15 protein-coding genes are annotated in these 22,967 nt (G+C 44.7%); all 15 read left to right on the top strand.

Features of this window, described 5'->3' with window-relative positions; all coding sequences use genetic code 11:
* Nucleotide 1 precedes the first annotated feature (1 nt).
* The 15 genes from IBX48_RS00735 (at nucleotide 2) to IBX48_RS00665 (ending at nucleotide 22,963) form a co-directional block, all read left to right on the top strand.
* The gene (locus tag IBX48_RS00735; RefSeq protein ID WP_296829577.1) at nucleotides 2-1,261 is read left to right on the top strand and encodes a multifunctional CCA addition/repair protein; all 1,260 of its coding nucleotides are present in this window, start codon (nucleotides 2-4) and stop codon (nucleotides 1,259-1,261) included.
* Nucleotides 1,254-2,153 carry a cation diffusion facilitator family transporter gene (locus IBX48_RS00730; RefSeq protein WP_296829574.1) on the top strand — a complete coding sequence of 300 codons (900 nt, stop codon included), beginning with the start codon at nucleotides 1,254-1,256 and terminating at the stop codon, nucleotides 2,151-2,153. The genes IBX48_RS00735 and IBX48_RS00730 overlap by 8 nt, the downstream gene beginning before the upstream one ends.
* A gap of 84 nt (nucleotides 2,154-2,237) precedes the next feature.
* Nucleotides 2,238-3,497, top strand: coding sequence for a secretion protein HlyD (locus IBX48_RS00725; RefSeq protein WP_296829572.1), 1,260 nt, complete (start codon nucleotides 2,238-2,240; stop codon nucleotides 3,495-3,497).
* Entirely contained in the window at nucleotides 3,494-6,610 is a 3,117-nt protein-coding gene (locus IBX48_RS00720; RefSeq protein WP_296829569.1) for an efflux RND transporter permease subunit, read from the top strand. The genes IBX48_RS00725 and IBX48_RS00720 overlap by 4 nt, the downstream gene beginning before the upstream one ends.
* Nucleotides 6,611-6,819: 209 nt before the next feature.
* Complete coding sequence (gene tkt, locus IBX48_RS00715; protein WP_296829565.1) at nucleotides 6,820-8,811, top strand: transketolase; 1,992 nt, start codon at nucleotides 6,820-6,822, stop codon at nucleotides 8,809-8,811.
* 99 nt (nucleotides 8,812-8,910) lie between these two features.
* Nucleotides 8,911-9,909 (top strand): type I glyceraldehyde-3-phosphate dehydrogenase, encoded by a 999-nt coding sequence (gap, locus tag IBX48_RS00710; RefSeq protein WP_296829562.1) that lies wholly within the window; start codon nucleotides 8,911-8,913, stop codon nucleotides 9,907-9,909.
* Nucleotides 9,910-9,919: 10 nt separating this feature from the next.
* Nucleotides 9,920-11,101 carry a phosphoglycerate kinase gene (locus IBX48_RS00705; protein WP_296829559.1) on the top strand — a complete coding sequence of 394 codons (1,182 nt, stop codon included), beginning with the start codon at nucleotides 9,920-9,922 and terminating at the stop codon, nucleotides 11,099-11,101.
* 202 nt (nucleotides 11,102-11,303) lie between these two features.
* The gene (gene pyk / locus IBX48_RS00700) at nucleotides 11,304-12,743 is read left to right on the top strand and encodes a pyruvate kinase (protein WP_296829556.1); all 1,440 of its coding nucleotides are present in this window, start codon (nucleotides 11,304-11,306) and stop codon (nucleotides 12,741-12,743) included.
* 114 nt (nucleotides 12,744-12,857) lie between these two features.
* On the top strand, nucleotides 12,858-13,922 hold the full coding sequence (fba, locus tag IBX48_RS00695) for a class II fructose-bisphosphate aldolase (RefSeq protein ID WP_296829553.1): 1,065 nt from the start codon (nucleotides 12,858-12,860) through the stop codon (nucleotides 13,920-13,922).
* Between the two features lie 97 nt (nucleotides 13,923-14,019).
* Nucleotides 14,020-14,967, top strand: a complete 948-nt coding sequence (locus tag IBX48_RS00690; protein ID WP_296829550.1) for a LysR family transcriptional regulator — start codon at nucleotides 14,020-14,022, stop codon at nucleotides 14,965-14,967.
* A 154-nt stretch (nucleotides 14,968-15,121) separates the two neighbouring features.
* The gene (locus IBX48_RS00685; RefSeq protein ID WP_296829547.1) at nucleotides 15,122-16,501 is read left to right on the top strand and encodes a ribulose-bisphosphate carboxylase; all 1,380 of its coding nucleotides are present in this window, start codon (nucleotides 15,122-15,124) and stop codon (nucleotides 16,499-16,501) included.
* 157 nt (nucleotides 16,502-16,658) lie between these two features.
* Nucleotides 16,659-17,459 (top strand): CbbQ/NirQ/NorQ/GpvN family protein, encoded by an 801-nt coding sequence (locus tag IBX48_RS00680; protein WP_296829544.1) that lies wholly within the window; start codon nucleotides 16,659-16,661, stop codon nucleotides 17,457-17,459.
* 13 nt (nucleotides 17,460-17,472) lie between these two features.
* Nucleotides 17,473-19,737 carry a VWA domain-containing protein gene (locus IBX48_RS00675; RefSeq protein WP_296829541.1) on the top strand — a complete coding sequence of 755 codons (2,265 nt, stop codon included), beginning with the start codon at nucleotides 17,473-17,475 and terminating at the stop codon, nucleotides 19,735-19,737.
* A 142-nt stretch (nucleotides 19,738-19,879) separates the two neighbouring features.
* Nucleotides 19,880-21,667 (top strand): AAA family ATPase, encoded by a 1,788-nt coding sequence (locus IBX48_RS00670; protein ID WP_296829538.1) that lies wholly within the window; start codon nucleotides 19,880-19,882, stop codon nucleotides 21,665-21,667.
* On the top strand, nucleotides 21,668-22,963 hold the full coding sequence (locus IBX48_RS00665; protein WP_296829535.1) for an McrC family protein: 1,296 nt from the start codon (nucleotides 21,668-21,670) through the stop codon (nucleotides 22,961-22,963).
* The last annotated feature ends 4 nt before the right edge of the window (nucleotides 22,964-22,967 follow it).

Genomic DNA, 22,967 nt, shown 5'->3' with positions numbered 1-22,967 from the left:
CATGCAAGTCTACCTAGTTGGCGGAGCGGTCAGGGATGGGATGTTGCATATTCCTGTTCAGGATCGTGACTGGGTAGTGGTGGGTGCTACGCCTGAAAAAATGTTGGCGTTGGGTTGTAAGCAAGTCGGTGTCGATTTTCCGGTATTTTTACACCCAGAAACCCAGGAAGAATATGCACTAGCCCGTACCGAGCGTAAATCGGGTCATGGTTACCATGGGTTTGAAGTTAATGCCTCGCCAGAAGTCACGCTCGAAGAAGACTTAATGCGCCGGGATTTGACGATTAACGCGATGGCGATGACTCAGTCCGGTCGTTTGATTGATCCTTACGGTGGCGAGCAAGATGTTCACGCTCGTGTATTACGTCATGTATCGCCGGCTTTTACCGAAGATCCGTTGAGGGTGTTAAGAGTGGCTCGTTTCCGGGCACAATTAGCGGATTTCGATTTTCAATTGGCCGATGAAACGCGAGTTTTGTTGTGCGAAATGTCGGCTCAAGGTGAATTGGATGATTTAGTACCTGATCGAGTTTGGCTGGAAGTATCCAAAGCTTTGTTAACCAAACGTCCCCGCTTATTTTTTGAGTGTCTGCGTGAAGTCGGTGCGTTAAGTGTGTTATTTCCTGAATTAGATAAAATGTTTGAGGTGCCGCAATCACCGGTACAACACCCGGAAGGCGATGCCGGTACGCATACTATGATGGTATTGGATGCGGCGGCCAAATTATCGAATTCGTTAGATATTCGCTTTGCGGCCTTGGTGCATGATTTAGGCAAAAGCTTAACGCACGCTAGTTTTTGGCCTAAACACCCGGGGCATGAGCAAGCCGGCACATCATTAATTAGTCGCTGGGCACAAATTTATCCAGTTCCTAAGTCGACTCTCCAATTGGCGTTACGTGCTACCGAGTGGCATGGCTGGATTCATCGCGGTGGCTTAGATATGGCGCCAAAAGATATGCTTAAAGTTATCAAAGGCTGTGACGCGATGCGTCAACCGGAGCGTTTTGAACAATTATTAACCGTGTGTGAAGCCGATCACCACGGACGTTTGGGTTTTGAAACGGAAGAATATAAGCAAAAAGCTTTCTGGCTTGGCGCGCTTGAGGCTTGTCGTCAAGTGGATGCGAAAGCCTTAGCCGATAGTGGCTTAATGGGAGAAAAAATGGGTCAGGCGATTGATCAGCAACGTTTAGCAAGGCTCGATAATTACAAAACCCATTTAATCAGCACTAAAAACTCGGTGGAGTCCCGTGGATAGTCGACGTTTAACGCGCTTAGCCACTTACGCGTCAGTTAGTGTAGCTTTAACCCTGATTGTGGTTAAATTTGCTGGTTGGTGGCTGACCGGTTCGGTGAGTATTTTGGCTTCGTTACTGGACTCAGCTTTGGATGTGGTGGCCTCGGTGATGATTTTATTTGCGGTGCGTTTGGCTCAAGTGCCCGCCGACTCTGAACACCGTTTTGGGCATGGCAAAGCCGAGCCTTTAGCCGCTTTGGCGCAAAGTGTTTTTATCGCCGGTTCAGCTTTTTATTTGCTGGTGTATGCGATAGGTCGTTTAATTAATCCGGAAAGTATTCAGCAGGTAGCGCTTGGTATTTGGATTATGGTATTTTCGATGCTGTTAACTAGTGCCCTGGTATTGTTTCAGCGTTATGTGGTTCGTCAAACTCAGTCCACTGCGATTAAGTCCGACTCGCTACATTACATAACCGATATTGCCGCCAATGCTTTGGTGGCGGTCGGTTTAATCGTGACTTTGTGGCGGTTTGAGTGGGTCGATGCGGTATTAGCGATATTTATTGCGGTATTTATCGGTTGGAGTGCCTTAAAGCTGGCTAAAGAATCGGCTAATCAATTGTTAGACATTGAATTGCCGAGTGCAATGCGTGAGAAAATTCAGAAAATTATTTTGTCTCATCGAGACGTGGAAGGCTTTAATGACTTGCGTACCTATCGATCCGGGCCGAATATGTTTATTCAAGTGGATTTAGAGTTAGATGATCGAATGCCTTTAGTGAAAGCACACCGCATTGCGGAAGAGGTCACTGAGCGGATTCAAGAGGCGTTTCCACAAGCCGATGTATTGATTCATCAAGAACCAGTGAGTTTACGTTCGGATCCAGAGCATCATCAATGGGGAAGCTCATAACCACCAGGCCTGGTGGTTTATGTGATGGTTCTGCGGTGTTGATTTAACGTTGTTCATCTATTGCTTTTAAGCAAAGGAATCCCAATGTCAGTGTCGCATAAAATCAAAGTTTGGCTTTGGCCGTTGTTGATTATGTTGTTGTCGATCGCCGTATTTCAATATTTGAAAGCGACCAAACCCCAAGCCCCCGCTACTGAAATCAGCGAGCGCGCTTGGGGAGTCGAGGTCATGAGTTTGAGCCAGCAAGATTGGAATCCGCATCATACCTTATACGCTCGGGTCGAATCGAATCAGCGTATCAAACTCGTGGCGCCTTTATCCGCAGAAGTCAAACGTTTGCCTTTCAAAGAAGGCGCCTTGTTTATGGCAGGCGATACGTTATTACAACTTAACCCGTTAGAGGTCAATCTGACCTTACAAACCGCACAAGCTGAATTTGATGAAGCGCAGGCGGCTTTTGATGCCGAACAGCAAGCCCAAAAGACCGAACGTAAACGCTTGGAGCAAGAGCAAGCGTTATATAAAATCAAACAATCCGACCTGGCCAGAAATCAACAGTTAGTTGCGCGCGACTTAGCCGCTGAATCAAGTGTGGATCAAGCGCGTGACGCGTTAGCACGACAAGCGTTAGCCTTGATGAACGCACGTTTAATCGTCGATCAGCAAACGGTTAAGCTAAAACAACTTCAAGCACGTTTAGATCGATCTTTTGCCAATCTTAACCGCACGAAACTGAACGTAGAGCGTTCACATGTCAAAGCCAAAGTCGCGGGTCGAGTGCTTCAGGTAGCGGTAGCAGAGGGTGACCAAGTCAATGCTAATAGCTTATTAGTTGAATATTACCCGCTGGATTCACTGGAGTTACGCGCTAAGTTACCAGCTAAAACACGCTTAAAAATTCAGCAAGCCTTAGATCAAAATCAGCCCATCCAGGCCTGGTATCGGGCGACGGGTGAACAAACCGCTTTGCCGTTAGTACGCTTGGCTGGCGAAGCGACCAGTTCAGGTTTGGATAGCTTCTTTCAAGTGCCAGCCGAGCTACGCCATTTGCGTCCAGGAGATGTGTTAGAAATTGTGCTGGAAATGCCAATTTTACGACAGGGTTTTGCGGTGCCTTACAGTGCGTTATATAGTAGTGACCGTGTTTATGTTGTGGAACAGGATCGGCTGGTGGCACGCGCTGTTTCCGTTGTGGGCGAAGTTGAATTGGATAATGTACGTTGGGCTTTAATTGAAGGCGAGTTAGTGGAAGGTGACCAATTAAGTGTCACGCATTTACCTAACGCGATTTCTGGGTTATTGGTGACGCCGCAAACCTTTAATGGAACGCGAGGCCGTCGATGAAACCGACGAGCAAACCCACTTCTTATGGGCTGATAGGCGTTTTTGTCCGCCATAAAGTCGCGTCTAACTTATTGATGGCTTTAATGATTCTGTTAGGGATCGTGGCGTTAATGAAGTTAAATGTACAATTTTTCCCTAGCTTTAATCTTGATTATGCTCAGGTTCGGGTGGTGTGGCCGGGCGCAAATGCGCAAGATGTCGAAAAAAGCGTCACCGATCCAATCGAGCGTGTATTGCGTAATGTTGAAAACCTGGATGAAATGACCTCAACTTCATCATTGGGAGTGTCTGTGGTGACGCTCAAATATGTTGAAGGCACCGATATGATTGAAGCGGTGGATCAAGTGCGCCAGCGTGTATCTGAATTGCGCAACCTACCTCAGGATATTCAAACCCCCGTTGTTGAGCGTATTATCCGTTACGAGCCAGTAGCGAAAGTGCTGGTAATGGGGCAGCAGGGTGAAGAAGATCGCTTACGTTATTTGGTGCGAGACTACGAACGTGCATTGTTAGATATGGGTATCGACAAAATCGAGTTTCGCGGTCGCCCATTAGAAGAAATGGCGATTGAGATGAGCATGGCTTCCATGGCGCAGTATGACCTAAACTTTGATCAAATCGCGAGCCAAATAAATAAGCTGAGTCAAGATGTGCCAGCGGGTCGGTTTGGCGATCAAGACACCGCGAGAGATTTGCGTGCGATTGAACAGCGTCGCAGCGAACAAGGCTTTCGAGAATTGCCATTACGTGTCGGTGATACTGAGTATCTTGAGCTGGGTGAGTTGGCTGAAGTCACTTTAAGGCCGGTTCGCGATGCCAGCTATTTGGTGGTTGAAGGTCGTCCCGCGATTGAGATGGCGTTGCAACGTGCTGAATCGGGCGATACTTTGGTGTCTTCGCGGATTATGCAAGACTGGTTGGCGGAAGTGGAGCCGAGTTTGCCTGCAGGCATTGATCTTAGGGTTTATGATGAAACCTGGTCACTGGTCAAAGAACGCATCATGTTATTAGTTAATAATGGTTTGGGCGGTTTAGTTTTGGTATTGCTCATTTTGTATGTTTTCTTAAATGGCCGAGTCGCTTTTTGGGTGGCGTTGGGGATTCCGGTCTCGTTTATGACAACCTTAATGGTGCTTTATTTAGCCGGCGGCAGCATTAATATGATGAGTTTGTTTGCCTTGATAATGGCACTGGGGATCATTGTCGATGATGCGATAGTAGTGGGGGAAGACACCTTGACCCACTATGAACAAGGCGAGTCATCGGCCGAAGCCGCTGAAGGCGGCGCGCACCGAATGTTTACGCCAGTCATGGCCTCCTCTCTGACCACCATTGCGGCCTTTTTACCCTTGATGATGATTGGCGCGGAAATCGGTGCGATTTTATTTGCGATTCCGATGGTGATTGTATCGGTTATTTTGGTCTCATTGATTCAGTGTTTCTTAGTGCTTCCTGGGCATTTACGTTTTGGGTTACGGCATGGCAAACCCTTGAAAACCAACCAGCTGCGTGAGCGTTGGGATAATGCGTTTAACCATTTTAGACAGGTTCAGTTTCGCCAAGTGATTCGTTGGGTACTGCAAAGCCGTGCCACGGTGCTGGCAATGGCATTAGGCTTGATTGTGGTAACAATTGGATTGATCGCCGGTGGGCGTATGGGGTTTACGTTTTTCCCCTCACCTGAAGCCGACAAAATTAATGCTTCGATTCAATTTGTATCCGGCACCCCGGAAACGGTTACCGCGCAGTTTGTTGATCAGGTTTATACCGCTCTACGACAAACCGAGCAAGAACTGGAGCCCGGTATTATTCAAACCGCGGTGGTGGCTTATAACCAAGGATCGGGTTCATCGGGTGCGGTGTATGGCACGATCAATGTTGAGCTGCTCGATCCGGATCGCCGACATACGCGTAATGCCGAGTTTATTCGGAGCTGGACGGCAAAAATCGACCCGATGCCTGGGCTAGAAAATTTTAATGTAGTATCGCAAGTAGGTGGGCCACCGGGTCGCGATATTCAAATTCAATTTACCGGCGGGTCACCGCAAAATCTCAAACAGGCCTCGCTAGACTTACAGCAAGTATTAGATGACATTGAAGGAGTCAGTGGTTTGTCGGATGATTTACCTTATGGGCGCGAGCAAATGGTGTTTAAACTGACACCGATCGCGCAAGCCATGGGTTTTTCTTATCAATCGGTGGGCGCGCAACTGAGTTCGGCTTTTTCTGGCCAACTTTCGCAAATTTATACACTGGGTGAAGACGAAATTGAAGTTAGGGTTATGTTGCCTCGTAATCAGCAAGAGCAGCTCGCGGTATTGAATGCCAAGCAACTGATCAGCCCATCTGGCGAGCGCGTGCCGTTGGGCAATATCGTGAGCTGGCAAACCCAGCAAGGTTTTGATGTGATGCGACATTTTAACGGCAAACTAGCCGTAACTGTGCTGGGCGATGTGGATCGGAGCCTAAACAGCGCAAATCGAATTCTGGCTGACTTGGAGCAGGATGTGCTCCCCCAGATTATGCAGGAATATGGCGTGCGTTATAGCTTGGAAGGCACGGCCAAAAATCAGCAAAAAACTTTTGGCGACATGATGCTGGGTTTATTTATTGGTATGGCTTTGATTTATTTAATTTTAGCTTGGGTGTTTGAGTCTTATGGCTGGCCGCTAATTGTGATGATGGCGATTCCGCTGGGTTTAATTGGCGCGATTCTAGGTCATTATGTTATGGGGGTGAGTTTGACCATCTTGTCCATGTTCGGCTTTTTCGGACTGGCGGGCATTGTGGTGAACAACTCAATTATTTTAGTGAGTTTTTATAAACGTTTGCGTGAAGAAGGTCTGAATGTAAATGAGGCCCTTGAAGAAGCCTCGGTACAACGCTTAAGGGCGGTATTGGTGACGTCTTTAACCACCATTGCCGGACTGACACCATTGCTGTTTGAAACCTCATTACAAGCGCAGTTTTTGATTCCGATGGCGATTTCGATTGCATTTGGTTTAATGTTTGCCACCGTGCTTATTTTGCTGGTGATTCCGGCTTTGTTATCACTATATGAGAGTGCAAGCACAAAAATTTCTTATAAAATTCAAACGCTTCGAGCGAATTAAAAGGCGCTACTAAAGCCCCGTCAGTTGGGCGTGATTCGAGTTTTATTGGCCTAAAAAAGACATGCAATCTTTTTGCAAGATTCGCATTTTTGTTGAAGAATTCTTGTTTTTAAGCGAGAATAGCAGATTAAGTTTATTCTGGATAAGGCTGTGTGCAACGCCGAAACTTCTAGAACACCCGAATTTTTTTCAAAATTGAGGACGTTGATATGCCAACTCGTAGAGATTTAGCTAACGCAATTCGTGCGTTAAGTATGGATGCCGTACAAAAAGCCAAGTCAGGTCACCCAGGCGCGCCTATGGGCATGGCTGATATTGCAGAAGTACTGTGGAATGGCCACATGAAATACAACCCAAAAAATGCCAAATGGGCAGATCGTGACCGTTTTGTATTGTCAAATGGTCATGGCTCAATGCTGATCTACTCTCTACTGCATTTAACTGGTTTTGACTTGGGTATGGAAGATATCAAACAGTTCCGTCAGTTGCATGCCAAAACCGCTGGTCACCCAGAGTATGGTTATGCGGATGGTATCGAAACCACCACGGGGCCATTAGGCCAAGGCATTACTAACGCAGTAGGTATGGCGATTGCAGAACGCACGTTAGCGGCGCAGTTTAACCGTCCAGGACACGCAATTGTAAACCACCATACTTATGCCTTTATGGGCGATGGTTGTTTGATGGAAGGTTTGTCACACGAATCTTGTGCCATGGCGGGTGCGTTAGGTCTTGGTAAGTTGGTCGCTTTCTGGGATGACAACAATATCTCAATTGACGGTCACATTGATGAGTGGATGGAGCAAGATGTTGCGGGTCGTTTCGAGTCTTATGGCTGGCACGTTATCCGTGGTGTAGATGGTCACAATGCCGATGCCATTGATGCCGCTATCCATGAAGCTAAGTCTATCCAAGACAAGCCAACTTTAATTTGTACTAAAACCACGATCGGCTTCGGTTCGCCAAACCTTTGCGGTACACACGACTGTCACGGTGCACCATTAGGTGATCAAGAAATCGCGCTAACCCGTGAAAACCTAGGTTGGAAGCACGAGCCGTTCGTTATCCCACAAGATATCTATGATGGATGGGATCACACCAAGAAAGGAGCGGATGAAGAAGCTGAGTGGAATACATTGTTTGAAGACTATGCGAAAAACTATCCTGATTTAGCAAAAGAATTCAAACGTCGTATGTCGGGTGAGTTGCCAGCGAACTTTGAAGTTGAAATGGATAAGTTCATTGCTAAAACTCAAGCGGAAATGCCAAACATTGCGTCACGTAAAGCATCGCAAAATGCAATTGAAGCTATGGGGCCATTATTGCCAGAAATGTTTGGTGGTTCAGCGGACTTAACCGGTTCAAACCTAACCAACTGGTCAGGCACGGTTAAAGTAAACAAAAACAACGCCGACGGTAACTACATCTCTTGGGGTGTGCGTGAGTTTGGTATGGCACACATGATGAACGGTATGGTTCTACATGGCGGGTTTAAAGTTTATGGCGCGACTTTCTTAATGTTCATGGAATTCATGCGCAATGCATTGCGTATGTCAGCGTTGATGAAAATCGGCACCATCTATGTTTACACCCATGATTCAATCGGTCTAGGTGAAGATGGTCCAACGCATCAGCCAGTTGAACAAATTGCGACCATGCGTATGATTCCAAATTTCCAAACCTGGCGTGGTTGTGATGCCATTGAGTCAGCGGTGTCTTGGAAAGTAGCGATGATGCGCAGTAATGCACCAACAGCCTTAGTATTCTCGCGTCAGAACTTAGCGCCAATGGAGCGTACTCCTGAGCAAGTTAAAATGATTGAGAAAGGCGGCTATGTCCTTAAAGATGCAGCTGGTGCGCAATTGATCATTATCGCAACAGGTTCTGAAGTTGAGCTTGCTGTTAAGGCGGCTGACGCTATTACAGCGAAAGGCAAAAAAGTACGTGTTGTATCTATGCCTTGTCCAGATATGTTTGATATGCAAGACCAAGCTTACAAAGATTCGGTCTTGATTCCAGGTGTACCACGCTTGGCAGTAGAAGCGGGTGTAACGGATTTTTGGCGTAAGTATGTTGGCCTAGAGGGCGATGTTGTCGGCATCGACACCTTCGGTGAGTCTGCGCCAGCCGGTGAGCTATTTAAAGAGTTTGGTTTCACCGTTGAAAACGTTGTCGCAAAAGCTGAAGCAATAATCGCTTAATCAAAAGTTTTATTTTTAAAGTTTAACTCGCCAGTTTTCTGGCGAGTTTGTTGTGTTTAAAACAGGCGTTTTAAACACCTCATCAATTAGGAGAAAGCTATGTCAATTAAAGTTGGTATCAATGGTTTCGGCCGTATCGGTCGTATGGCATTCCGTGCCGCGGCTAAAGATTTCCCAGGTATCGAAATCGTAGCCATTAACGATTTGTTAGACCCTGACTATTTAGCCTATATGTTGAAGTACGACTCAGTACACGGCAACTTCGATGGTGATGTTTCAGTAGATGGAAACAACATGATTGTTAACGGTAAAAAAATCCGTCTAACCGCTGAGCGTGACCCAGCTAACTTGAAGTGGGATGAAGCGGGCGTTGATTTGGTTATCGAATGTACCGGTTTCTTCTTAACCGAAGAATCTTGCCAGGCACACATTCAAGCGGGTGCGAAAAAAGTAGTTCAGTCTGCGCCATCAAAAGATCACACGCCTATGTTTGTTTACGGTGTTAACCACAACGAATACAAAGGTCAGACCATTGTGTCTGCCGCCTCTTGTACAACTAACGGTTTAGCGCCAGTTGCTAAAGTATTAAACGACAACTTTGGTATCAAACGTGGTTTGATGACCACTGTTCACGCAGCAACAGCAACTCAAAAAACGGTTGACGGTCCATCACAAAAAGATTGGCGCGGTGGTCGTGGTATTTTGGAAAACATCATCCCATCTTCAACCGGTGCGGCTAAAGCGGTTGGTAAAGTATTGCCAGCGCTTAACGGTAAGTTGACTGGTATGGCTTTCCGTGTACCTACTTCTGATGTTTCAGTCGTTGACTTAACAGTTGAACTAAACAAAGAAGCGACTTACGAGCAAATTTGTGCGGCGATGAAAAAAGCTTCTGAAGGCGAAATGAAAGGTGTTCTAGGTTATACCGAAGAAGCCGTGGTTTCGACTGATTTCCGTGGTAACAGCCACCCATCAATTTTTGATGCAGGCGCTGGTATTGCACTAGACAGCACCTTTGTAAAAGTGGTGGCTTGGTACGATAACGAGTATGGCTATACTTGCAACATGATGCGTGTTGTTGAGCACGTTGGTAAGTAAGGGGAAAGCTATGTCTTTTATTCGAATGGCCGATTTGGATCTTAAGGGTAAGCGCGTATTAATTCGTGCTGACCTTAACGTTCCAGTTAAAGGCGGTAAAGTAACATCTGATGCACGTATTCGTGCGTCAATGAAAACGTTTGAATCGGCGATGAAAGCTGGCGCTAAGGTGATGGTTATGTCACACCTTGGTCGTCCAGAAGAAGGGGTTTTCTCTGAAGAAAACTCTTTGGCTCCGGTTGCAGCTAACCTATCTGAAAAGCTGGGTAAAGACGTCCGTTTAATCAAAGACTACCTAAATGGTGGTTTTGATGTCGCTGAAGGCGAGTTAGTTCTTCTTGAAAACGTACGTTTTAACGTCGGTGAGAAGAAAAACACTGAAGAGTTATCTAAGCAGTACGCGGCATTATGTGACGTGTATGTAATGGATGCCTTTGGTACCGCTCATCGTGCACAGGGTTCTACCCATGGCGCGGGTGTATATGCACCTGTCGCTTGTGCCGGTTTGTTGTTAACGGAAGAACTAGACGCATTAACAAAAGCATTGAAAGAGCCAGCACGTCCATTAGTGGCGATTGTCGGTGGTTCTAAAGTATCGACTAAATTGACGGTTTTAGAATCTTTATCTACGGTTGTAGATCAGTTGGTCGTAGGTGGCGGTATTGCCAACACCTTCATCAAAGCGGCTGGGCATAATGTGGGTAAATCTCTTTGTGAAGACGATTTGGTTCCAACCGCGAACAAGCTTAACGAGATCATGAACGGTCGTGGTGCTTCGATTCCTCTAGCGCAAGATGTGGTAACCGGTAAAGAGTTTTCTGAAACCGCCGCGGCTGAAACCAAAGATGTGTCTGAAGTGTCTGATGACGACATGATTTTTGATATTGGGCCGAAAACAGCCGCTGAATTGGCTGAAATCATTAAAAACGCCGGTACGGTTGTTTGGAATGGGCCGGTGGGTGTATTTGAGTTTGATCAATTTGGAGAAGGCACTAAAACCATCTCTAAAGCGATTGCTGAATCAAAGGCCTTTTCAATTGCGGGCGGTGGTGACACTTTAGCGGCGATTGATAAGTATGGTATTGAAGATCAAGTATCTTATATTTCAACAGGCGGTGGTGCTTTCCTAGAGTTTTTGGAAGGCAAAAAACTACCAGCGGTTGATATGCTGGAAAAACGCGCCGCTAAATAAGCGGGTTTATCAAGCACCAGGCCTGGTGATCCTAGGTTTGGTGCGCATTTATAAAGAATTGGCTTATGGAAGTAACAGGGTGTCTCGGGAAGTGAATTGCTGTTTAGGCCGGATGTGTCTATTCCCCGATTAGGGGTAACAGTTTATTTTGCGAGCCATCTTACTGAGCATAAGCCCTTTTAAGAAAGGAAAAGTAATTTAAATGGTTTCTATGAGAAGAACAAAAATTGTTGCTACACTTGGCCCTGCGACGGATCGTCCTGGCGAAATCGAGCGCATTATTAAAGCAGGTGTAGATGTTGTACGTATTAATATGTCACACGGGTCGGCAGAGGATCATATTGATCGAGCTAACTGGATTCGTGAAGCCGCGGCTAAATTAAATCGCGAAGTCGCTGTGTTGGTTGACCTTCAAGGTCCGAAGATTCGAATCGCTAAATTTAAAAATGGACCAATTGAGCTTGAAGATGGTGCTCAATTTGCCTTAGATAATGCAGTAGGTAATGAAGCGGGCAATCAGCAAGAGGTTGGTTTAACCTATAAAAACCTGCCTTATGACGTTAAGGCAGGTGATTTATTATTGTTAGATGACGGTCGTATTGTGATGCAGGTTAACCAAGTGGTTGGTGAGCGTGTGGAATGTACGGTAACAGTTGGCGGTACTTTATCTAATAATAAAGGCATCAACTTAATGGGTGGTGGTTTATCCGCTAGTGCCTTAACAGAAAAAGATAAAGAAGATATCCTAACGGCCGCCAAAATAGACGCAGACTACTTGGCGTTGTCTTTCCCACGCTCTGCCGAAGACGTTGAATATTGCCGTACCTTAGCCGCTCAAGCCGGTTTACATTGCAGTATCGTATCCAAGATAGAACGTGCCGAAGCGGTAGCGGATGATGAAACTTTAGATGGCATTATATTGGCCTCAGACGTCGTGATGATTGCACGTGGTGACTTGGGTGTAGAAGTGGGTGATGCGCAACTACCAGCCTTGCAAAAGAAAATTATCAAACGTGCTCGTCAATTAAACCGCGTCACAATTACCGCGACTCAGATGATGGAAACCATGATTGAAAATGCGATTCCGACACGTGCCGAAGTATTTGATGTGGCTAACGCCGTAATGGACGGTTCAGATGCGGTCATGTTGTCTGGTGAAACGGCGACTGGTCGTTTCCCCTCTCAGGTTATTGAAACCATGGGGCGCATTTGTCATGAAGCCGAAAAATCGCGTTCTACGCGGCACTCGATGCACCGAATTGAAGACTATTTCAATGCCGTTGATGAAACTATAGCAATGGCGACCATGTATGCCGCTAACCACTTTAATGTTAAGTGTATTGCGGCTTTAACAGAATCGGGTAATACACCTTTATTGATGTCTCGTATTAGTTCCGGTATTCCAATTTTTGCACTAACACCGCACTTAAGCACACGTCGTAAAGTGTGTATGTATCGTGGTGTTTATCCATCAATGGTTGATTACACCGGTTTAAATGATGAAGAAATTCAACAAAACGTGTTGGCTCAGCTTAAAAAGTTTGGCATTGTGCAAGAAGGTGATTTAGTCATCTTGACTCGTGGCGAACAACGCGGCACTATGGGCGGAACTAATCGATTAGAGATCGTAAAAGTCCCTTGAATTATAAGGGAAAATAACCCGTTGTTAGCTAAAGGCTGGCATGGGTTATGAAACAGACAGAATAAGTGCCCACGGGCTAAGAATTTTTTTGAAACCAATAAAGGAGTTTCGCAGATGGCGATGATTACACTTCGTGAATTAATGGACTACGCAGCAGAACATCAGTTCGGTATGCCAGCGTTTAACGTAAACAACATGGAACAGGTTCGTGCAATTATGCGTGCTGCGGCCGCAGTTGACTCACCTGTTATCCTACAAGGTTCAGCTGGCGCACGTAAGTATGCAGGTGAACCTATGTTGCGTCACCTAGTACAGGGTGCCGTTGAAATGTTCCCGAACGTTCCGGTGGTTATGCACCAGGATCACGGTTCAGACGTAGGCGTTTGTTTACGTGCAATCCAGTCTGGCTTTACTTCGGTAATGATGGACGGTTCTTTGATGTCTGATATGAAAACCCCAGCATCTTATGAATACAACGCAGGCATTACAGCAGAAGTGGTTAAAATCGCTCACGCGGGTGGTGTATCGGTTGAAGGTGAGCTAGGTTGCTTAGGTTCACTAGAAACAGGCATGATGGGTGAAGAAGACGGTCATGGTTCTGACGAGAAGCTAGATCACTCAGCTTTGTTGACTGATCCAGAAGAAGCGGCTCAGTTTGTAAAAGACACCAATGTTGACTGTTTAGCGGTAGCGGTAGGTACGTCACACGGCGCTTACAAGTTTACTTCTAAGCCATCTGATGACGTATTGAAAATCGACCAGATCAAAAAGATCCACGAGCGTATCCCAACCACTCACCTTGTGATGCATGGTTCATCTTCTGTTCCTGAAGAATGGCTAACTATCATCAACAATTATGGTGGTGATATGGGTCAAACTTACGGTGTACCAGTTGAAGCCATTGTTGAAGGTATCAAGTACGGCGTGCGTAAAGTAAACATAGATACCGACTTACGTATGGCTTCTACCGGTGCGATTCGTAAGCACCTAGCCGAAAATACATCAAACTTCGATCCGCGTAAATTTTACAAAGCGGCTGAAGATGCGATGATGGAAATCTGTAAAGCCCGCTTCGAAGCCTTTGGTTGTGCAGGTCATGGTTCTAAGATCAAAGCGATTGGCCTAGAAGAAATGCAAGCACGTTACGCGGCGGGTTCATTGAACCAAATCGTAAAATAAGATTTAAAACGAAATCTTATATCTTGAAAACCCGGGCTTGTCCTGGGTTTTTTTGTTTTAATAGTTCCTACAAACACAACCAGGCCTGGTGATTAAAGTGGCAGATAAGCCTTATCAATTAATTCGACATGCAACCATTCGTCAGCTTCAAGTATTTGAGGCGATCGCAAGACATAAAAGTTTTACGCGAGCGGCAGAAGAATTGCACCTTACTCAACCAACGGTTTCAATGCAGGTTAAAAAAATGGCCGATGCACTTGAAGTCCAGTTATTTGAACTGATTGGCCGGAAAGTATTTTTAACTCAAGCGGGTGAAATACTTTATGAAGCGGCTAAAGACATACTTGAAAAACTAGTGTTCGCGGAAGATCGAATTAAAAATCAAAAAGGTTTTTCAGGTGGGCGAGTTAAATTTTCTGTGGTTTCTTCGGCACAATATTTTATACCTAAAGTGATACAAGAGTATGTCGAACGATATCCAGAAGTTAAAATAGCGATGACTGTCGGAAACAAGGAGCAATTACTCGATCGAATACAAAAAAATGAAGACGACTTTTATATACTCGGAGAGCCGCCAGAGGGTTTGAATGTAGACTCCGAAAAGTTGGCTCCGAATCCATTGGCTTTTGTCGCACACAAGTCCCATCCCTTAGCTAAAAAATCAAAAATTAAATTAGATGAGCTGACCAATATTCCAATTTTAATGCGTGAAAAAGGATCCGGTAAACGAGCCCAAGTAGAAAATGCCTTTCAAAAACAAAGTTTCACACCCAACATCAAGATGATTTTGGGTGGTAACGAAGTGGTTCGTTTAGGATTGATGCAAAACCTGGGTATCACGGTGGCCTCACTTGCCACCGTTATAAATTATGTTGAACAGGGAGAAATTGTCATTTTGAATGTTGAAGGATTTCCGATTCGTCGCCAGTGGTATCTTGTTTCATCAAAAGGCAAGCTGCATTCAGTTGCGGCACAGAAGTTAATTGAGTTGTTAAAACTTGAAGTAAATAGCCTAACAAAGAAAATTGAAAGCCTTCTACAGTAAAGGTATAGATAAAAATCTATCATTCTCATTTAATATATTGATTTGTATAAATTCTTAGTTCCTATAAACTGGCCTTAAAGATTTTGGGGTTATTGGTTTTTATCAATAACAAATAGTTAAAGACGGTTATCCGTCTATTATTGAGGTAAGTTAAATGGATCAGTCAAATCGTTATGCGGACTTGAGTTTGAAAGAAGAAGACCTAATTGCAGGTCAAAACCATATTTTGGTGGCTTATAACATGGAGCAGGTCGCAGGTTATGGTTATTTAGAAGTCGCGGCACACATTGCGGCGGAATCTTCAACTGGCACCAACGTTGAAGTTTGTACGACAGATGATTTCACTAAAGGCGTGGATGCTTTGGTTTATGAAATCGACGAAGCCAATCATGTGATTAAAATCGCTTATCCATTCGATCTGTTTGACCGTAACGCGACAGATGGCAAAACCATGTTGGTTTCTTTCCTAACCTTGGCGATTGGTAACAACCAAGGTATGGGCGACGTTAAAAACCTACAGATGGTAGATTTCTGGGTTCCAGAAACTAAGTTGCATTTGTTTGACGGCCCTGCAAAAGACATTTCTGATATGTGGCGTATTCTTGGCCGTGATTACAAAAACGGTGGTTACATCGCCGGTACGATCATCAAGCCAAAATTGGGCTTACGCCCAGAACCATTTGCTAATGCAGCCTACCAGTTCTGGTTGGGTGGCGACTTCATCAAAAATGATGAACCACAAGGTAACCAAGTTTTCGCGCCAATGAAAAAAGTTATGCCTTTAGTTGTTGATGCGATGAAACGTGCACAAGACGAAACCGGTCAAGCTAAATTGTTCTCTGCAAACATCACTGCAGATGATCATTACGAAATGCTTTACCGTGCCGATTACATCCTAGAAGCGTTTGGTGAGTTTGCACAGAACGTTGCATTCCTAGTTGACGGTTATGTGGGTGGTCCAGGCATGATCACAACCGCACGTCGTAATTATCCTTCACAGTACTTACATTACCACCGTGCGGGTCATGGTGCGATCACATCGCCTTCTGCTAATCGTGGTTATACCGCATTTGTATTGTCTAAAATCTCCCGTTTACAAGGGGCGTCAGGTATCCACGTGGGTACGATGGGCTTCGGTAAAATGGAAGGCGGCAATGAAGACAAAAACATTGCATACATGATCGAGCGTGATGAGTGTCAAGGGCCATTCTTCTACCAGAAGTGGAACGGCATGAAGCCAACTACACCAATCATCTCTGGTGGTATGAACGCGCTACGTCTACCTGGTTTCTTCGCAAACTTAGGTCACGGCAACGTTATCAACACCTCTGGTGGTGGTTCTTATGGTCACATCGACAGCCCAGCCGCCGGTGCGATCTCTTTACGCCAGGCTTATGAGTGTTGGCAGCAAGGAGCTGACCCAATTGAATTCGCGAAAGATCACCAAGAATTCGCACGTGCGTTTGAGTCCTTCCCAGCTGACGCTGACAAAATCTATCCAGGTTGGAGAGAAAAGTTAGGCGTTCATAAATAAGTAATGCTTATTTAGCAGATAAAACCCTTGCCAATTAGCAGGGGTTTTTTTACCTATCGACAATTTCAGTGTTAATCATAGTTAGGTTACTTTTAATAAACCACCAGGCCTGGTGCTTTATTAAAAGTAACTTCATCGTATTTTAAAAGGTCAGGTCATGGATATTAGCCAATATAACATCGAAAAAGAACCGTTTTACCAAGCACAGAGCAACGAGGTTTCGTTATACCAAGCCGCTTACAATGCGCGTCTGCCGGTGATGGTTAAAGGCCCAACAGGTTGTGGTAAATCGCGTTTTATTGAACACATGGCCTGGAAACTTGGCAAACCTTTAATCACCGTTTCATGTAACGAAGACATTACCGCTTCAGATTTAGTCGGTCGTTTTTTATTAGATTCAAGTGGCACACGTTGGGTAGACGGGCCTTTAACACTGGCGGCACGTCATGGTGCGATTTGTTATCTGGATGAAGTGGTCGAAGCACGCCAAGATACCATGGTGGTTATTCATGCGCTAACCGACCACCGTCGTGAATTGTCACTCGACAAAAAAGGCGAGTTGGTTAAAGCACACCCAGATTTTCAATTGGTGATTTCCTATAACCCGGGCTATCAAAGTTTGATGAAGGACTTAAAACAGTCAACTAAGCAACGTTTTTGCGCGTTAGATTTTGATTATGCGCCGGCTTATGTCGAAGCTGAGATTCTGGTCAAAGAATCTGGCGTGGAGTTGGAAGTCGCGAAAAAATTGGTTCAAATTGGTGAAGCCGCCCGTAAACTAAAAGGTCACGGTTTGGATGAAGGTATTTCCACACGTTTGATGGTGTACGCCGCCACCTTGATTGCACAGGGTGTTGAGAAGCAAGATGCCTGTCGTATGGCATTGGTTCGTCCGATTACCGATGACGCGGATATTCGCGAAACCTTGGATAACGCCATTAATATGGTTTTTGCTTAATTCCGTGAAAAACATGACGCAAGAATTACTTGAAACCTACCGCAAGCAACTCAATTGTGGCTTTGAGCAGGTTCAGCAAATTTTCCCCCAATGTGTGGCACTGGCTCGGGAATGTTTGTCGGAAACCGGCTTAAACACCTATCTAGAAAAAGCCCAACTACTTTGTAAAATGGGACGAGGTGCCGAACCGGCTATCATTTATTTAGATGAGATGCCCAGCATTGCCAGCCATCTGGGCGAAGCCTCGCTCAGTGCGGTGGCCGACTATGCTTATAAACTGGCACGCAGCCCAAACAGCAAAGCCATCGTGCCTTTTTTGCAAAGTCTCGCCTCACTAAACCGTCGAATTGATCAGGTTGAACAGCTCAACGTATATCTGGCGATGCTGGATGACTTTATTGACCGCACTCAAACCGTAATTCACGGACACCAGTCGATGTATGAAAGCAAAGGCCTGATTCCGATGCTGGATCAAGTGCCGTTTTTAGTGGGTAAATTGACTTTAGACGGACTAGGTCGTTGGATGGATTACGGTATTCGTAACTACCAACACTTTCCGGATCAACAAGCTGAATATTTTGCACTGCAATCAGCGGACTCTAAAAACATCATGCAACGCGAACGCCACGGGGTAGTGTTTAAAGATGTCGAACGTCAGCTGGATATGTTGCAAAGCGCGCTTTGGGATCAAGATCGACTGTTTGTGAGTTTTTCGACCGCATTTGACCAAATCAAAAAACCGATTCCCTATATTGAAGACGACGCCATGCGTGTGCCGGATATGTACGACGAGTTAAATGGCGTGTCAGGTTTAGATCGTTATCGCGCCATGCTGATGCATATGATGGCGCATTACACCTGGTCAAAACCCACCAACGGCGACAATATGGCACCGCAAGTGCAATTATTTCTTGAACTGTTTGAAGATTGTCGCGTGGACTCACTCGCTATTGCGCGTTTTCCGGGTTTGAAAAAACTGTTTTTGGGTTTGCACCCGATTCCGGTTGAAGGTAGTTGCGATGATAGTCAAGAGTCCTGTTTGCGTTACCGTTCAACTCGTTTATCGCGTGCTTTGCTAGATCCAGACTTTAAACCCAATGATGCATTAATCGAAGAAATGGTTGAAAAGTTTAACCAGATCATGCAAAAGGGCGAAAACTCCAGCATTGAAGACCTGCGTGATCTCGCAACGCATTATTTTGTTAAAAGCCGTAAACAAACCGACAGTTTGCCGAATATCTATTTCACCGACACTGAAATCTCCTATCGTGACGACAACCGCTATTTATGGGTGTTCCACGAAGAAGGTGACGAAGCCGATGATACGGTCGAAAACGAATACCAGCCAGATGATCAAGACCGCGAAGTTGACCTTGATGGCGGCCTGCCGCCACGTCATTACGATGAATGGGACTACATTAGCGAAAGTTATCGTCCTGAATGGACTACGGTTTACGAACGTTTGCACCCAGCTGGCGACGCCAACAAAATTGATAGTTTGCTCGCCAAACATGCCGGCCTGGTGAAACAGCTCAAACGTGTGATCGAAATGCTCAAACCACAAAATAAAGTGCGGGTGCGTTTTCAAGAAGAAGGTGACGAGCTGGATTTGGATGTCGCGATTCGTTCACTCATCGACTACAAAAGCGGATCACAACCCGACCCACGTATAAACACCAGCCATACACCAGATGGCCGCTCCATTTCAGTGATGTTGCTGGTAGATATGTCCGAGTCTTTAAATCAACGAGTTGCGGGCACAAATCAAACCCTGCTCGAACTCAGCCAAGAAGCTTTGGCCTTATTGGCGTGGGCGGTTGAGCAATTAGGCGATCCGTTTGCGATTGCTGGCTTTAGTTCAGACACACGTCACGAAGTGCGTTATCAGCACATCAAAGGCTACAGCGAGCATTGGTCAGAACCGGTTAAATCGCGCATTGCGGCGATGCAAGCGGGCTATTCAACTAGAATGGGTGCGGCGATGCGCCATGCGGCGCATTATTTATCGGCACAACAAACCGATAAAAAACTCATGCTGATTCTGACTGACGGTGAACCCGCCGATATTGATGTTAAAGATCCAAAAATGCTGATTCAAGACAGCAAACAAGCGGTCACAGAATTAGCCAATCAAGGCATTTACACCTACTGCATCAACATGGACCCCAAAGCCGACGAATACGTAGCCGATATTTTCGGCAACCACTACGCCATTATCGAAAAGGTCGAGCGCCTACCCGAACAATTACCCAAATTGTTTATTAACTTAACGCAGTAATCCTCGTTAACCCCGACCACCAGGCCTGGTGGTTGGATTAATCTTTAGTTATATTGTAGTTATTTACATTTTTTACTGGGTAAACATTCCCATCTAAGTGGCGGGTTATGTAAACTGAATGCAGTTAACTAAAGGGGTTTTTATGGAAGAATTATTTAGAGAGTGGTTAAGCACACAGTTACAAACTGCTGGTGCAGTATCCTCTTATCTTAGGGCTTTAAATGGGAATGATTTAGAGTACGCTGATTTTAGGTTACAGAATGGTCTAGAGCAAAATGTCTTTGATGAACAAAATATTGGTACTTTGGATAGTTTTTATCAACGCTTAGTTAGAGGTGGTGATTTAGCTGGATGGAATGCGGAACATGACAATAGGCGCTTAAGTGCTGCTTTAAGGCAATATTTGGATTTTTATCAATATTACAAAGCTACTCAAAATGTCGGTTCGCTTAATGATAAAAAGGCGTTGAATAAAATTCTGTACGGCCCACCTGGTACGGGTAAAACGTTTAGTACCATTGATTTGGCTGTGAGTATTCTTGAATCAAGCTTACCCACCACCAGGCCTCGTTCAATTCAAGAGCTTAAACAAGCTTACCCTGGACAAGTCGAATTTGTTACCTTTCACCAAAGCTTTAGTTATGAAGATTTTGTTGAAGGTATTCAGGCAAAAACAGACGGCGAAAAAATTAGCTATGAAGTTGTGGATGGAATATTTAAGCAAATATGCCAGACGGCTGTCTCAAAAGTAGAAAGCGCAACATCTGAAAACATTTCGCTTACAAATCGAAAAGTCTGGAAAATGTCTTTGGGTAATACCCTGCAAGACGAAGACTTTATTTACGAAGAATGTTTGGAAAATGATTATGTTTTACTTGGATGGGGTTATGATTTTGACTTTTCTGGTTTAGATAATCGATTAAAAATACACGAGAAAATGTCTAAAAGCTTAGGCGAAAAATTGGACAACAACAACTATGCGGTGACTTCGGTAAATGTGTTTAAAAATATTATGCAAACAGGGGATTTAATTGTGGTCTCTGATGGGAATAGTAAATTTAGAGCCATTGCAGAAGTAACTGGTGAGTATGAGTTCCTAGAGGATGACAGTCGAAGTGGATTTAAGCAGAAACGTAATGTGAAATGGCTAAGAACATTCTCACCGAGTTTACCTGCTAATAGGATTTTTGATAAGTCATTATCACAGATGACAATATATCAATTAAAACCCGGCACACTAAATGTTGATCGGTTTCAGAGTTTATTATCAAAACACGAACCAAGTGATAAGCCTAAGCCCCATGTGCTCATTATCGATGAAATAAATCGTGGTAATATTTCACGAATTTTGGGTGAGTTGATTACTTTAATTGAGCCTAGTAAACGTTCAGGTAATCCTGAAGCGATTGAAGTCACTTTGCCTTATTCCAAAACCCCTTTTTCGGTTCCGAACAATCTTTATATTATTGGCACAATGAATACCGCAGATCGCTCATTGGCATTAATGGATACAGCCTTACGCCGCCGGTTTGATTTTATTGAAATGATGCCACAATCAGACCTGGTGACAGAGAATTTGGACGGTGTTAATGTTCGTCAAATGCTAAATGTAATGAATCAACGCATTGAAGCTCTATATGACCGCGAACATACTTTAGGCCATGCATTTTTAATGAATTTAAATAACCTTGATGATTTACGTAACGCGTTTAAAAATAAAATCTTACCGCTGCTGGAAGAATACTTTTATGACGACTGGCAAAAAATCCGTTGGGTTCTGGGCGCGGCGGCGGATAATTTTTACCAACGCCAAACATTTAATAATTTGTTCACTGACACGGAGGCGCCTAACACCACTGAAAAATTCCAGCGAACAGGAATTGATGGTTTGGATGAGGACGTTTTCAAAGCAATTTATCAGGGCCTTTAAATGTTAAATAATCTGGTGGTGCGTGAATGGGGGCGAATTGTTCGAGCCGATCATAACGCGCAAAACAGTTTTGACCAGATTGAAGTCAACCACCAGGCCTGGTTGTACTTGTCTCAAATTGCTCAATCAGCAGATAAAGTACATCGTTACTTAAGTTTTGTTAACGCGCATACGTTAAAGGTTCATGGATATGTTGGCGTCATTGCAACGCCAGATGGTGTGCAAATTGAAATCTTACCAAAGCACGAGCCAACTCTTGAAAAACCAGGCCTGGTGGCGAGTCGAAAACGCTTACTTAAAATGCTGGCTGCGGCCAAAGTTTTGCCTTTTATTGAATCCACCGATGCCTTAATTGATAGACTCAAACAACCCTTGCCTGAAGTGCTGATTGGTCGCTTTCTGCAAGATTTGGCGCAGGTGGTGCGTAAAGGCGTTCGCAAGGATTACCAGCGCATCGAGGCTCAAGAGCGTTTTTTAAAAGGTCAGTTACAAACCGCACGTCAATTGCGCCAATCGCCTTCTAAACAAACCCAGTTTTGCATCGAATATGATGTGTTTAGTGATGAGCGAGCTGAAAACCGCTTGATCCATTCAGCACTAATTTTGGTGAGTAAATGGAGTCAATATTTACCTAACCAGAAGCTCGCGCGCGAATTACGTTTTGCGTTTGACGAAGTGCCAATTTCACATCACATAATGCAAGATTTTAAGGCTTGGCGAACAAGTCGTGATATGCATTACTATCAACCGTTATTACCTTGGTTGAAGTTGATTTTAAGCCAATACAGTCCGTTTGCAACCGCCAATCAACATAGTGGTATTTCATTTTTATTGCCGATGGATAAATTATTTGAGGCTTACGTAGCACATCATATACAGCGCAATTTGCCCATTGGCTATAACCTTAAAACTCAAATGTCTCGAAACTATTTAGCGACTCAAGGCGAAAAGCAGGTATTTCAACTAAGACCCGATTTGGTGCTTTACCGAGATAAAAGCCCAATTGCAGTTTTGGATACCAAGTGGAAGTTGATTAACCAAAGTCAAACATACGAAAATGGCTCAGAAGATGCTAAATCGGGCATCGCCCAGTCGGATATGTATCAGCTGTTTGCTTACGGTCATAAAGTGTTAAACGGTCAGGGTAGGTTGGTATTGATTTATCCGTGTTGTGCGACATTTAATCAACCTTTAGATATGTTCAAGTTCAGCGAAACTATCTCATTACAAGTTTTGCCGTTTGATTTAGAGAACGAAGAAAACAACCAGGCCTGGTTGTCATCAATTTTGGAGTAGAAAC

It is taken from the genome of Thiomicrospira sp. (assembly GCF_014859555.1).
Classification (GTDB): Bacteria; Pseudomonadota; Gammaproteobacteria; order Thiomicrospirales; family Thiomicrospiraceae; genus Thiomicrospira.
The sequence above is the reverse complement of the archived record's forward strand: the minus strand, read 5'-3'. Positions and strand labels throughout refer to the sequence as shown.